The sequence below is a fragment of the Aquimarina discodermiae genome (assembly GCF_040786235.1).
Lineage (GTDB): Bacteria > Bacteroidota > Bacteroidia > Flavobacteriales > Flavobacteriaceae > Aquimarina.
On sequence record NZ_JBFMKP010000041.1, the window covers coordinates 26,293 to 42,315 of the forward strand.

The 16,023-nt window shown below is 35.2% G+C and carries 8 protein-coding genes; 6 read left to right on the plus strand and 2 right to left on the minus strand.

Annotated features, from left to right (window positions below; translation table 11 throughout):
• Positions 1-231 precede the first annotated feature (231 nt).
• On the minus strand, positions 232-927 hold the full coding sequence (locus tag ABW636_RS20405) for a fibronectin type III domain-containing protein (RefSeq protein ID WP_367591942.1): 696 nt from the start codon (positions 925-927) through the stop codon (positions 232-234).
• A complete protein-coding gene (locus ABW636_RS20410) occupies positions 924-7,685 on the minus strand; it encodes a LamG-like jellyroll fold domain-containing protein (protein ID WP_367591943.1) in 6,762 nt (2,253 codons plus the stop codon). Before ABW636_RS20410 ends, ABW636_RS20405 begins: the two co-directional genes overlap by 4 nt.
• Positions 7,686-7,892: 207 nt before the next feature.
• Between ABW636_RS20410 and ABW636_RS20415 the strand changes: the two genes are divergently transcribed.
• The 6 genes from ABW636_RS20415 to ABW636_RS20440 all read left to right on the plus strand — a co-directional run bounded on the left by ABW636_RS20415 (position 7,893) and on the right by ABW636_RS20440 (position 15,855).
• The gene (locus ABW636_RS20415) at positions 7,893-9,554 is read left to right on the plus strand and encodes a tetratricopeptide repeat protein (protein ID WP_367591944.1); all 1,662 of its coding nucleotides are present in this window, start codon (positions 7,893-7,895) and stop codon (positions 9,552-9,554) included.
• 150 nt (positions 9,555-9,704) lie between these two features.
• Positions 9,705-10,226: an RNA polymerase sigma factor gene (locus tag ABW636_RS20420; protein ID WP_367591945.1), complete on the plus strand. Its 522-nt coding sequence runs from the start codon at positions 9,705-9,707 to the stop codon at positions 10,224-10,226.
• A gap of 109 nt (positions 10,227-10,335) precedes the next feature.
• Entirely contained in the window at positions 10,336-11,241 is a 906-nt protein-coding gene (locus tag ABW636_RS20425) for a FecR family protein (protein WP_367591946.1), read from the plus strand.
• Positions 11,242-11,376: 135 nt separating this feature from the next.
• Complete coding sequence (locus ABW636_RS20430) at positions 11,377-14,043, plus strand: TonB-dependent receptor (RefSeq protein ID WP_367591947.1); 2,667 nt, start codon at positions 11,377-11,379, stop codon at positions 14,041-14,043.
• Between the two features lie 666 nt (positions 14,044-14,709).
• On the plus strand, positions 14,710-14,862 hold the full coding sequence (locus tag ABW636_RS20435) for a hypothetical protein (RefSeq protein ID WP_367591948.1): 153 nt from the start codon (positions 14,710-14,712) through the stop codon (positions 14,860-14,862).
• Between the two features lie 402 nt (positions 14,863-15,264).
• Positions 15,265-15,855: a fasciclin domain-containing protein gene (locus ABW636_RS20440; protein WP_367591949.1), complete on the plus strand. Its 591-nt coding sequence runs from the start codon at positions 15,265-15,267 to the stop codon at positions 15,853-15,855.
• The last annotated feature ends 168 nt before the right edge of the window (positions 15,856-16,023 follow it).

The window sequence follows — 16,023 nt, forward strand, 5'->3', positions numbered from 1 at the left end:
AGTATCTATATACCCTATTTTTATTTTATATATCTACACACATTCATAACATAGTTCTTTACACTGCCCTTTGAAGAACTTGGGATAAACTATAGGCGAGTATTCAAAATATGATAATGGATTCCGCATCAAGTGCAGAATGACATCCCTTTTTGAGAAGTTAAAAGACAAAAAGCCACCGGGGTTACCGATGGCTTATAAAAATTACAATGTAAATACTAATTGATATTATTATTCTGTTTCAAAATTCCATATCTGTCCAATAGTAGCGTTTTGATAAGCATCTTTAACGATCACTCTCCAATAATATCGGGTATTTGCTACAACGGATATACTTGCCGAATTTACCGCTATATCTTCTGCATATAATACTGGCGGATTGGTATCTCCAAAATAAAGATCATACAACAATTCATCTCCATTGGTAGCCTCTGCAGTCCATGCTAAATTGGTCGTACTCCCAGATAAAGAGGCGCCTAACGACGGACTTGTTACTATAGGAACGGCCGGTAATCTATGTATAGGAGCATTGGGTTCTGTAAAAAATGTTTGGGCGGTAGCATATTCACTTTCATTCTCTTCACTGTCTATAGCTTTTACCCTCCAGTAATAAATCACACCTTTTTCGAGGGTAACTGTTTGGTTAGTAGTTGTTGTATTTTCGTTTAAAAACAAGGTTGAAAAATCACTGTTGGTTGCAACTTCAACAACATAACTTACCGTATCTCCATCTGGATCACTAGCCAGCCCCCAGTTTAATTCCAGATTGTGAGCGGTACAGGTTTGACTGTTTACCGGAAATATCAATGCTGGAGTTGACGGTGCTGTATTGGTCACTGGTGGATTCGTAGTTGATGAAAAATCATCATCACCATGACAAGAAAAAAGCATCATGGCACTATACAGAACTACATAAATTTTTCTCATTGTTTTACGATTTTAAATGTTCCTAAAGTTGCTTCATTAAGGGTCATAAAATAGACTCCAACTGGTAGGGCTTCTAACGATATCGTGGCCTGACCAGAAGTAACGGTATAAAACCCAGAAGTTACCTTTACCCCTACGGTATTATAGATGTCTACTGAAACCGTGCTTGATGTGATCTGCGGAATAGTAAGTAGCAATACTCCCGAGGTAGGGTTAGGTGCTATGCTGATCTGATCTAACAAATCTACTTTGGCAGCTAGTTTCCCTTCACAACTTTTACCAGAAGATACCTCAACAATATCCCCATGTTTTACGTCTACAGAAAAGGAAGTATCTTGGTATTCTGCAATGACGTTATCATTAATACTAAGCGTATAAGGTGCTGTACCCGATTCGATGTTTATTAACATTTTGTTTGACGAATTGTTCGTATCTATTGTAGTCTTTCCTGCTAATGTTACTCCTTCCTGAATAGTGATTTCATAGCATTGCTCGCAATTTGAAATTCCATCAACGGTAATACAAACGGGATAAGTTCCCGGAGCTAAATCAGTCACTTCTAATGTCGAGCTAAAACTATAGGTTTGATTATTTATCTGAGCAACATAATCTAATGCCTCTGCTGCATTGATTGTTATTCCTCCATTATTCTTATCGGTACAAGTTTCTCCCGAAACCTGAATATTAAAGTTATCTGCTGGCAAATCCAATAAAGGACACACCAGAACGACACTCACTGTTCGGGTTGCTTCTATAGCCATATTCCCCGAAACATCAGTAGCATTATAAGTAATGGTATAGTCACCCAAGGCATCTACAAAAGCTGAAGCGTCTATCACCACCATACTACCATCATCTGTAGTAGCGCCCAACTCGGTATATCCATCACCTACTACTATAAATTGAGGATTAGCTCCTGTTAGGGTAATGACCGGGGCAGTCGTATCCACCACATCAACTGTTCGAGTTACTTCTGTAGCTGTATTACCCGAAGCATCGGTAGCATTATAAGTTATGGTATAGCTTCCTATAGCATCTGTAAAATCGGAAGTGTCTATGATAATCATACTGCCATCGTCTATAGTAGCTCCCAACTCAGTATATCCATCACCCAATTCGATGGTTTGTGGATTAGCGCCTGTTAGAGTAATGACGGGTGCAGTCGTATCAACTACATCCACCGTTCGAGTCACTTCTGTAGCATTATTACCCGAAGCATCGGTTGCATTATAGGTTATGGTATAACTTCCTACCGCATCGGTAAAATCTGAAGTATCTATGACCACCGCACTACCATCATCTACCGTAGCAACCAGCTCGGTATATCCATCTCCTAATTCGATCGTTTGTGGGTTCGCTCCTGTTAGCGTAATCACTGGTGCAGTGGTATCACCAACATTAACGGTTCGGGTTACTTCTACAGCATTATTTCCTGAGGCATCGGTTGCATTGTAAGTAATCGTATAACTTCCTACCGCATCGGTAAAGTCTGAAGCATCTATAACCACCATACTACCATCGTCTGCAGTAGCACCCAGCTCGGTATACCCATCTCCTAATTCTATGGTTTGTGGATTGTCTCCTGTTAGGGTAATTATCGGTGCAGTGGTATCGACCACTTCAACGGTTCGGGTTACTTCTGTAGCACCATTCCCAGAAGCATCGGTAGCATTATAAGTTATTGTATAGCTTCCTACTGCATCGGTAAAGTCTGAAGTATCTATGACTACCATGGTGCCATCATCTGTTGTAGCGCCCAACTCGGTATATCCATCTCCCAATTCTATGGTTTGTGGATTGTTTCCAGTCAAGGTAATCACCGGTGCAGTGGTATCGACTACATCGACCGTTCTGGTCACCTCGGCAGCATTATTACCTAACAATCCTACTGCATTATAAGTAATCGTATAACTTCCTACCGCATCGGTAAAATCAGAACTATCAATAATGACTGTAGAACTATCGCTGGTAGTAGCTCCCAGCTCTGTATATCCGTCTCCCAATTCAATCGTCTGTGGATTGTCACCTATAAGTGTAATGATAGGGGTTTCGCAATTATCAGTAATATCCTGTACACTGTCCCAGGCAGTTTGATTAGTCCCCTGAAATGTTAAGGTCGTAGCACCATCTCCGATAGTAACATAATCATACAAACCACATAGATTCGTAATTGCACTACTCTGATTTTGGATAATCAAATTATTGCTAACATTTCTAAGGGCGTATAGGTTCACACTCTGTAAACTATCATTATTTCTTATTGTTGAATCACTTCCTGTAAGGGAAGCTACATTTTGTAAGGCATCAATTTCTAGCAGATTTCCGTTAAAACTAATTCCCAGAATCCCAATAGAAGTTAACGATGTTAAGAAAGAATTATCGAATGTCGTGATTAATTCATTTTCAGCAATATTTAATGAGTTTATAGAAGTAACAGCCAATTTAGGAAAGCCCTCCAGGTTAGTTACCAAATCACAATCTGATATATTGAAACCACCAAAAGTTGTTAAATTATCCATTCCCTGAATAGTATTAAGAACGGTCATATCGGTTAAAGAAAGGCCTCCTCCAATACTTGTAACACTTGATAAAAATGATAAATCAGTCACGGCCATATCATGAAATAGGGCAGCACCACTTATGGTACTTAACACTGTTGCTGTTATGGAGTTCAGTAATGAAGAGTTATCTATAGAAAAATCGTTTCCAATACTGGTTAGTTTTGGAAGCGTAAGCGTAGTTAAAGCAACGCAACTACCAATAGAAATACGACCTGTAACCGTTAGCAACTCTGGAGCGTTTATAGATTGTAAACCATACATATCTGCAATTAGGAAATTTCCTGTACTCTCCAGAACAGGTAATGTAAGACTAGTCATGGTAGCACCATTATTATTCATTCTAAATTCACCACTCATCTGGGTAAGTTTAGGAACTGAAATAGCGCTTAGCTGTCCATTAAAGGTTACAGAAAGTCTTGAACTCATGGTTTGCAATTCATCAAAAGCAATCGTTGATAGCATTCCATTACCCGTAATCGTTATGTTCGAAATAGAAGTAACTTGATTCAGAATTGATATGTCAGTTAATTGATCCAGATTATTAACTTCAAAATTACCTCCCAAGTCTGTAATATTAGAAAAATCAGCAATTGAGGTAGTGTTAGACATGTTTTTTAAAGTAAAATTTCCATCAATAGTGGTCAATGCATTAAATCCTGACAGATCATCTACAATATTCCCTTCTAAATACAAATCCCCAAAAATGGTATGTACATTAGAAAACCCAGACAGATCAGTAATGGTTCCGTTGATCGTTACATTTCCTTCTATAACCCCACAGTTACCCAACGTATTAGTTATATAATTATCTACTTCTGCTTGCGTAGTTAAGGTAACACCTCCAGTGACAACACAATCACAACTTCCTGAGACATTATTACCAGATGCATCAATCCAGTTACTGGTTGCACCTGTTAATGCAAAATTGGATAACGTTCCGTTATAGCTGTTACCAGAATTATCGGCTAAGGTGGTTAACCCACTATTATCTGCTGCTGCAATACCTGCATTAAAATTATAGCTGGCTATTAAATTAGATTGAGAAATATCTGTTGTACATCCATTAAGTTGTGTTACCTCAAATGCACTTAATGTTTTTGTCCATATACGTAATTCGTCTAACTGACCATCGAAATAACCTCCCGTATCACCACTAGGTGAATCTGCAACAGCGTATCCTAGTTGAATATTCGCAGTAGTCGTAGTTGCAGTTGCGGTTCCATTCCATCCGGTACTTCTTGCTAGTTCACCATCAATATAACATCTGGCGTTTCCAGAGTTCAACGTAACTGCTACGTGATGCCAATCCCCATCATCTACTTTTGTTGTCGGGCTTAATAATCTCGTAGTATAATTGGTCGCGCTGGCATAGTAATAAAATTCTATTCTACCTCCATCCAGGTTAATACGCCACCCGTTGTTATCATCTGGGGTAAACTTATTGATGACCCCTCCTAATCCATCGGTAGTTTTGATCCAGAAATCTACAGAAAAATTCAAGTTATTCTGTGAGGCATTGTGTGGGATGGTTACCAAATCGTTAGCGCCGTCAAAATCTAAACCAGTTCCGGGAGGAATTCCAGTTCCTTGTATAGTAAAACTATATGAAGGCTCATCACAATCATCACTATCGATAATTACCGTAGCTGTTTTTGTACCACCCGAAGTCGGTGTAAACTCTATTTTTAATGAAGCAGATTCAGTTGCTGGTATAGGATTATTATGGGGGGTTCGAGTAATGGTAAAATCATCTGTATCCCCTGTAAGTATCACACCATCGATATTCAATGCAGCAGAACCATCTGTATTACGCACAAAGAAACTCATTTCTTTGGCACTACCTACATTGACACTTCCTGCATCTGTATTATCGGTAGTGCCAGGAGTCGTATCCCCATTCAAAATATCATTACCATTACCTTGTACATTAATTTCTGGGATCGCAATTGAACAATTTCCTGAAATACCATTTGCCGTCGTATCTATCCAGTTAGAAGTACTCCCTGTTAATGCAAAATTTGTTAAAGTTCCGTCTAAATTGTTTGAGGTAGCATCATCAACAGTTGTTTCTGTAGCATTATTAGCACTAACATTACCTTCATTTAGGTCATAGTAAGCTACTAATCCAGATTCATTTCCTGCTAATTCACAGCTTTGCTGTGCTATAATTTCATCTGAACATAGTGTTCTAGACCAATAACGTACTTCGTCTATATCTCCGTTAAAATAAACGTTATTAAACGTAGAATACCCTATGTAAAGTGATTCTGTGTTTGTTGGGTCATCTGGAATATTATTAAAAGTAATCTCATTGTCTAGTACACCATCTATATAAAATATAACCTTTCCATCTCCAAATGCTAAAGCGATATGGTGCCAGTTACCATCATTAAGCCCAGAAGCACCAGATGAACTAGTTGATTCAATGTTTGGTACTGCGTACTCAAATTGTAACCTTCCAGAACTGTTTAAGTACAAACAGAACCCATTAATGTCCGTCGTATCATACTTACATATAATGCCTTGTCCCGCTGCTGTAGATGTTGCTCTAAAGTATGCTTCTATTGTAAAAGTATTTGTATTGAATGCAGTATTATGATTAATACTAATATGATCATCTGTTCCGTCAAAACTTAATCCAGTTGCAGGGATAAAACCAGTTCCCTCTATTGCAAACTCAAAAGTAGCATCGTCACAGGTATCATTTAGAATACGAACCGTTGCATTTTTGGTTCCGATAGAAGCTGGTGTAAAAAGGATACGTAAATTTTCTGATGCACCTGCTGCAACTGTAGTTGGCGATTCTATAATGGTAAAGTCAGAAGCTCCGTCGATCACAATATTTGAAATATTTAATGTACTATCTCCCGTATTGCTAATGGTATAATCAGCAGGTTCTGCCTGTGTTAACTGTACATTTCCGAAAGAGGTGTTGTTATTCGTAGTTATAGTGGTATCTCCATTAGTAATGGCGTTACTGTTTGACGTAATTCCTATAATAGGTTCGTTATATGTGGTACACGTTCCTGAAACTCCATTGGCAGTAGCATCTATCCAGTTGGATGTACCACCTGTTAGTCCAAAATTATTTAATGTTCCTTGAGGAGGGATCCCTGAAGTAATGGTATGATTGGGATCTAATAGACCATATTCAGGAAAGTTATTTCCGTTAACTTCTCCATTATTAAAATTATAATACGTGATTAAATCACTTTCACTTCCTGTTAACTGGCAATTTGCCTGGCTCGAAAGTCTACAGGTAGAAAGCGCTTTATCCCATACACGAAGCTCGTCTATGGCGCCGGCATAATGTTCTCCTCCGCCCATGGCACTTCCCATGGTTAGATTATTACTACTATCTACAATAGCTTCAGAGAGTGTTACCCTGTTTTCTTCTGTATCATTAATAAATATTCTATAATTAGTACCATTATATACAATTACAACATGTTGCCATTGATTATTTACTATCGGCGGAGTCATTAGGTTTTTAGCACCACTCGAGGTAAAAAAGTTAAAGTGTAATTGCGAGGTCATATCGATACGTAAATTATATCCTGTACTACCGGTATGATTATCTAGTATAAAATGCTCTCCTGTACCAGAAATTTCGGGTTTTATCCAAAGTTCGATGGTAAAATCATCGCTCAGGCTATAGTTACCATTATTGAACGTAACGTTGTCATTAACACCATCAAAATGTAATCCTGTAGCACCTTCGAATGCGGTTCCTTGTATGGCAAAGGTATAGACCGGATTAGTAGGATCATCACTGGTAATCGTTACTACGGCGTTTTTTACTCCAGCCGATTGTGGTGCAAAACTTACTTCAATAAATTCTGATGTTCCGTTTAATACCGTGACTGGCCACATGTCATTGAGCACAAAATCTGAAGCATTGGCTCCGGTAACGGTAATATTCGAAATATTTAAATCACTGTCGCCGCTGTTTTGAATGGTAAAAGGCGTCTTTTCTGAGTTACCTGTTCCGGTTTCGAAATACAGTGTCCCCTTTATTAGATCAGGAGTTGTATCACCATTGGGTATAACGGTCATGCCGTCTGGGCTGATGATACTCATCTGTGGTGTAAAAAATTCTTCTTTAAGGGGCTCATTAAGAATTTTTGCAGCTACTTCGGAAGTACTACTTCCTATCGTATAAAACACCACAAAAAATAATAGTAGTCGTTTTTTCATATAAAGGGAACTTGTAGGTTAAAAAAATATTCGCAATTCAATAGGCAATAGTACAAATCTGTACCGGGATGGGAGTTGTTTTTATGGTTACAAAAAGTTTCACCCCTTTGTTCATAAGGGTTTCGAAGAAATATCAAAAACAACAGTTGAGCTGCTTTTCACCAATATTCTTATATTTGTAGTATGCTATTAATCCCCCTATACCCCATGAGAGTTTTGTTGTTGATGGTCTTGCTATTGTTTTTACTTCCTGTAAAAGGACAGATACAACAAGACAGTTTAGAGATAGATCTAAGACACAAAGTAGATACTGCAGCCAATGATTCTTTAAAAGTGCATTACCTGATCGAGCTTACCAGAGTTGTAGAAAAACATAACATTGATCAGGGAAGAGATTTGATGAATCAAACTCTACAACTTATCGAAGGTATCAAAACTCCTTCTCCTTATTTTTTAGCAAAAAAAGCACGTGTTCTGGATGTATTAGGAAAATATGAATCCAGACAAACTAACTACAATAATTCCCTGGCACTACGATTACAAGCCTTAGAAATCAGAGAACAGTTACAGGATTCTTTTGAAATTGCTCAAAGCTACCATAATATAGCCATGATATTTCGATATCAAAAAGAATATGATAAGTCCAAATCGTATTTTAAAAAGTCTATTGCCCTACAACAAAGCAAAATAGATAGCACACAGTTGGCAAGAACCTATAATATGCTTGGAGTCATCTATTATTATAACAAGCAGAATGATTCTGCTATGTATTGTTATCAATTTTCTAAGAAGTATTACCCTACGCTTAAGGGTAAAGCAAAATGTAATGACAATATTGCTGCTATCTATTATACTACTGGTAATTACAAAGAAGCTATTAAGATTTATAAAGAAAATTTAGGTCTTTTTAACTCTACAAAAGATTACAATTTCACCATCAATAATTTAATGCATCTTGCCAAAATACATTCTGACCTGGGTAAGCATCAGGAAGCTATTGCCTATGTAGAGGAAGCGTTAAACCATGCCAAAGAGTATGGAGGTACTTCTAAGCTTCCTCTTATTTACCAATTACATAGTCATATTTATGAAAAAAAGGGAGATTATAAACATGCGTTCGGGTATTATAAAACTCATAAATTTTATTATGATTCTATTTTCAATGTAAAAAATGCTAAAAAGATCACTGCCCTGGAGTTAAATCATAAATTTCAGAAAGAAAAACTGGCAGATAGCCTTCAGTTTGTCAGTGAAAAAAAAGAACTCAAGCTAAAAAACGAAGCTGAACAAGCCACCAACCGACTTTATATTACGTTGTTACTTTTGGCTTCTGCAGGAATCATCATCTTATTGATCATCGTCAATAACCGTAGAAAATTAAACCGGGAACGTTTTAAAAAAGAACAACTAGAAAAAGAATTATTAGACGAACAACTAAAGCATACTACCTACCAGACCAAACAATTGATTGCAGATAATAAAATGCGTTTGCAGTTTAAGCAAGAGTTCCTGTTAAAACTAAAAAAGGTAAAACGATATGCCGATGCGATTGATATTTCTGATTTTCAATCTTTAATTACCGACCTAAGTTCACAAATTACTACAGAGAGTAAGTTTGATTTTGTAAGCGATAACATAGAGCAATTAGACCGTGAGTTTTATCAAAAACTTGGAGCATTATACCCTGATCTTACCAAGTCTGAGCGTGAGATCTGTGCACTTATGCGCATGAATCTAAGTCTTAAAGAAATCATGATCATTAGAAATGTAACGATGGGCTCTATCAAAGCTTCTAGGCATCGTATTCGTAAAAAAATGGGATTAACCCGAGAACAAGAATTAGAGCAGTTTATTAGTGGATTGGTATAGAAAGAAGACATATCTCCTATTAATACCTCTATCATGGAGTTGTACTATTTAACTCATCTCAATCCATGTTTTTAAGTCAAAAGTTTAACTTCTACGTTATTACAATTTTATTTTATTTTAATAATTTTGAAAACTTATTATCTTTAGAAAATGTCTGAAAAGTCTCGTTCTGTTTGTGAAGAAAAAAACTTTGATTCCCTATTCAATACACATTTTGAATCGGCCAGAAATTTTATATATTATAAATGTGGTGATTTACAGCAGGCAGAAGATATTGCACAGGATGCTTTTGTAAAGCTTTGGAAAAAATGTGCAGAGATTATCTATGAAAAAGCTAAAAATTTGATCTTCACTATATGCAACAATGCGCTTCTTAATGAATTTGCACATCAAAAAGTAGTGCTTAGGTATGAAGCTACCCCCAGAAACGATGTCAATAATGAAAGTCCCGATTTTGTTATGGAAACCGAAGAATACCGTAAAAAACTAGAATGGGCAATTGCCAAACTTTCTGTAAAAGAACGTGAAGTTTTTCTGTTAAGTAGAATTGATAAAAAAACCTATAAAGAAATAGCAGAAATTACAAATATTACTGTAAAAGCAGTAGAAAGAAGAATGAGTAATGCTTTTATCACCCTTAGAAAACTACTGGGAAGCGATTTAAATATTTAAAAAAAAATAGGGTATTCTTGTTTGTAGCTGTATACTACATATAAGGCTATTTAGAAACGGGTTTTAAATAGTTTACAATTTACCGAAAAGGTATATATTAATTAGTGTCATGGAAAAATATGAATCAGATAAGACTTTTATAGCCCGATGGGTAGCTGGAGAATTGAGCGAGGAAGAAGCATCTGAGTTCGAAAAATCTGAAGCTTTCAAGGATTTTAATCGTATCAACGAAGAAATTCAAAAGTACAAAGCGCCTCCTATAGATAAAAGGCAGTCGCTTATCGCTACAAAAACCAAAATCACATTTGGTAAGCAAAGAAAAACCAATTACCGAACCTGGTTTGCCATTGCCGCTTCGATAGTGGTAATTTTTGGCTTATTCACACTATTTAACTCTTCAAAAAGTTACACAACCTCCTTTGGTGAGCAATTAGCCGTTACACTACCCGATGGATCTAAAATACAACTAAATGCTGATTCTAAAATAAGCCACAAACGCTTTTTATGGTTAGACAACAGAAGTGTTTCTCTACAAGGTGAAGCCTATTTTGAAGTCGAAAAAGGAAAAGGGTTCGAAGTCATTACATCACACGGTAATGTAACTGTTCTTGGTACAAAGTTTAATGTAAAAACCAGATCAAATACCTTCGAGCTAAAGTGCTTTGAAGGAGTCGTAAGATTTGATAAAATAGCTACTTCAGAAAGTCATATTCTTAAGAAAAATGATCAAATTACCTCCTCTGAAAATGTGGTTACCAACCAAAATACAAAAGAAAACATACCCAGTTGGATGAACGGTATCAGTACTTTTAAAGAAAAACCATTAAACGAAGTGCTTAATGAAATTCGTATTCAATACAATATTACATTCCAAACAAATGAAATAGACTTATCTAAAGTATTTACTGGTAGTTTTGTACACGATGACTTAGAAAAAGCATTGAAATCAACTTTAACCCCAATGGGAGTTTCTTATGCGTTATCTAAAGATAAAACTATCGTATATTTGCAATAAGCCAACTTAAAATTATCCCTTATAAGATTACACTTATAGTTGTTATTTGTACACGACTATGATCGAACATCTCTCTAACTTAACGAGAAGTTCACCACATTCTTAACGTAAAACATATTAATAAACTGTTTTTAAATGAAGCACAACGTAGTATTTGCAATTGTATTTCTAGTTACCACACTATCTTTTGCACAACAAAACATTTCTGTTTCTTATACCAATACCCCGCTTAAAGAAGTATTAATGGATATCGAATCCAAAACTTCATTACTCTTTTCATATAGTCAGGACTTTATTGTTTCGAAAACAATAACATTATCGCAAGAAAACATCACTATTGATAAACTGCTACCTTTATTGGCGTCACAAACGCATCTCATTTTTGAAAAAGTATCTGCACAACAAGTCATTATTACTCCAAAAAGAAACATCTGCGGGTATGTTATTGATGCAAGTACCAAAGACCCCATTCCATTTGTTACCATTAGTATCAATCCTGATCAAGCTATTGTTACAGATGATACCGGGTATTTTAGTTTTGACAATGTTCCCTCAAAAACAGGAACTATTCGTATTCGTTTTATTGGATATGATGAAGAAAACATTGCATATACCATAGGAGCCCCCTGTATCACAGTAGGATTAAACCTTTTATCTTCTACATTAGATGAGGTTGTTGTATTGGGATATATTACCTCTGGTATTGACAGAAACAAAGATGGTTCTATAAGTCTCGATACAGAAAAATTAGGAATCTTACCTGGATTAGTAAGTCCGGATATCGCTCAAAGTATTCAATTAATCCCTGGTATTTCTACCTTGGATGAATCTGCTACCGGCATACAGATTCGAGGAGGTTCTCCCGATCAAAATTTGGTATTATATGATGATATTAAACTATACAATACTGGTTATTTTTATGGTATGTTCTCATTATTTAATCCTTTTGCCACCCAAAAAGCAACTATTTTCAGATCTGGTACGAGTGCCAGTTACGGGGATCGTATTTCTGGTATAATCGATATCTCGAGCGGAGATGCAATTCCGCAAAAAATAAAAGGAGGATTTGAAATTGATGGTTTATCGGTAAACGGATTTGTAAAGGCTCCGCTATCAGAAAAAGCTGCTATATATGCTTTTGCCAGAAGATCGTATGCAGATGTAGTAGAAACTCCCACCTATGATAGTTATGTTGATAAGATTTTTACCAACTTTGGTGTAGCCAGAGATGTTAATGGTACTATTCTTGAGTTGGAAACAGATGACGATTTTAGTCCAGAGACGAGTAATAACAAATTTGCTTTTGCCGATGTGAGCGCTAAGTACATTCTAAAACCCAATACCAAAAATAATATATCTATAAGTGGTTTATATACCAGAAATCGTTTGGATTTTGATTTTACAGGAGGAGATGAGAAAATTGTAGACTCGTTAATTACACAAAACAAAGGAGTAAGTGCAAACTGGAAGCACAAAACCAGTGAAAAGCAAAAAGAAGAGCTTACCGCTTATTTTTCTGAATACAACTCTTTTTATCAAAATAATGAATTAAAAGATGAAACGGGCAATAACATCTTAGACCTGTCAGAAATTAGTATTCGGGAGAACAATATTACAGATGTTGGTTTAAAATTTATATCTACTACTACCTTAAAAGAGACTCAGAAGCTTTCCCTGGGGTATGAACTCTCTTATACAGATTTAGATATCGCCATTAGTAAAGAAGAACCTTTTGATAATGAAAAAGAAGTAGCGAATCAAGATGATACCAATCTCAAAAATGCACTTTTTGGAGAGTATACTTTTTCATTTAAAAACACAGGCTTCATCAATGCAGGCCTAAGATTTTTACACTACAATTCATTAGGAGAATTTTTAATCGAACCTCGTGTTAATTTTGAATATCCTTTAATAGATCGGTTAAGAATCAAAACGGCTGTAGAAAGAAGAAATCAACCTATTTCTCAACTGGTAGAGTTTAATCATACCGAACTTCGATTAGAAAATAATTTATGGAGGTTATCTGATGACAACCAGTTTCCTTTACTAAGTAGTAATCAAATCTCGGGAGGGCTATTGTATCATCATAAAAGTCTAAATATCGATGTAGATGCCTACTATAAAGAGCTAGAAGGGCTCACTACTTTTACCAGTGGATTTAGTAACCCCTTAGAAAACCTGGAGAAAGGAGAAAGCATAATAAAAGGATTGGATGTATTACTAAAATACCGATGGAACAACTACAAAATATGGGCAGGCTATACCTATAATGATATTACGTTTCAATTTCCTAATCTGAAAGATACTCCTTTTAAGTTTCCTGGTAATAATGATATTACGCATAGCTTTAGAATTTCTAATACCTTACAATTAAAAAAATGGCAATTCTCATTAGGGTGGCAATTTAGATCCGGAAGACCTACAACCCCGGTAAATAGTTATGAAATAAAAATTGATGCCGATGGTGAAAATGCAGGGGTTGTAAATTTTGGGTCAATAAATAGTGGAAGGCTACCTGATTTTCATAGGTTAGATGCTTCTGCTTTATATGACTTTACTATTACAGCAGGAAATAAAAAATTAAAAGCGCAATTGGGAGTATCTGTTCTAAATATTTATAATAGAATAAAGCCTTTAAATCTAATTTACAAAGCAGAACGAAAACCACTGGATGACGGAGGAATTGCTATAGAAGGTACTACAGGAAGCACACCAGAAGAGCTCGAAGTAATTTTAGAACAAGTAATTCAACGGTTTTCGTTAGGAATAACACCTAATGCTGTATTTAGACTGTCTTTTTAAATTAACGTACTTTCTACTATAGTATACTATATTTTATAAATAAACTGACTCCCAGTACTCTTTCTTGAATCTTGAAAAACAACTACCAACTCGATAGTATCATGTTGCCGTTCTATTAATATTTTCATATTTCATATTGAAAGTCTTTTTTATTAAGATAACTTACAACAGTAGCACCTTGGCTACTATTTGTTTAAACTACACCTCCTAAATAATCTAAATAGATCACTGACTATTACATGATTTTCATGTAAATACTCCTCAAAAAAAGGGTATTATTGTTAAAAAATGTTAAAATAGTACCTTTTTATACATAGTACTGTAACTAATTTCAACTCTCTGCGTCTTGTAAGTAAATAATCAATCAAAAAACATCTATTATGAGAACTTTAGACAACAATCAAATTACTAAAAAATTAAGTAGTACAAAGGGATATATCTGGAATAACAAAAGACGATATAGATAGTATTCATAAATATTCATTCATCAATCAAATCAAATAATCAATCAAAAAACGTACAGTTATGAAAACTTTAAACAACAATCAAATAGCTCAAAAATTAAGTGCATCGAGAGGATATATCTGGAATACCAAAAGACGATATAGGTAATACCTATAATCCGTTCATCAATCAAATCAACTAATCAATCAAAAACAACTTGTTATGAGCATCTTTAGAAGTCGTAGAAAGAAAATCAAAAACGTATTACAAAAACAACGTATTGTACTAAGCGAGGTTATCAACCGGTATAACAATACCTATGAAGACTGTATTCCTTTTAGAAAGGATCGATATGTTTATGATATAGAGCGATAGGTATACATGACTTAGTCTTCTAAGGTATGCGATACATAGCATAAGTGTTGAGTGTGTTAAACTCAGATTAAAAGTTGCAGGTTAATTGTAGTATCCCTGCAACTTTTCTTTGTTTTCTGATAATTACAATATCTCTACAATAGAATCTCAGAAATAGTATTCCTTCCTATAAAACACATTACAATTTGTGTTTCTGTATTAGCTCTAAAAAAATCAATTTCATGCCAAATACTTTTTAATTTAACTAAAAAACAAAGCTTTTATCAAGTATTTAGCTATTCTATTTCAAAAAGGATAAATGTTAATTATTCCTAAACGTTTTCTAATTTAACCTCAACGAATACTCATTTATATGGGGAAATTATCATTTGAAAATATACATTTGAAATAAAAATTGACCCCATGAATATAACAAAGTCACTTCGCATTCTTATGATTTCTGGATTAGTAATCTTTACTTCATGTAATGAGACCAGAAAGACAAGTGCTACTAAAAATGATCAATTATTAGCACAAGCAAGTATCATTCCTACAGAAAAAAAGATCCCTACGATTTATGAAAAGATCTCTATTGATGTAAGTTTTACAAAGCTTCATAAAATGCTTAAAGAGACCAAATACCCTAAATTATTAGAAGAACAGGGACCTTATACAATTTTTATCCCATTAAATGGAGCAATTAAAAAGTTACACCCTAAAACTCTTAAAAATCTACAAAAACCCGAAAATAGCTCTAAACTAGAAGCCGTTATAGATTGTCATATTTTTCGTGGATTGATCAATAAACAAGATATTATCAAAGCTATAAAAGAAAATGGGGGAAGTGTAAAATTAAAAACCATAGGAGGCACCCGAATAATTGCTTCTATGCGAGATGACAAAATATATTTAATTGATAAAAAAGGAAATGCCGGAAGACTCATGGCTAATGATATCGAGGCTTCTAATGGGATTATTCACACTATAGAATCAGTAATGATGCCAACTAATTAATCCTATTAGACATTAACACACCCTAACCTAAAACTCACGCTTAACGAAAAGAGGCTGTCTAAAAAGGCAGTCTTTTTTTTGTAGATTTTTGAGTTATTTTTTAACTTTAAGAATGAGTAGAAAAGTAGTTTTTAAGACCTATGATCAAGATCAGTTAAGTTTATTACC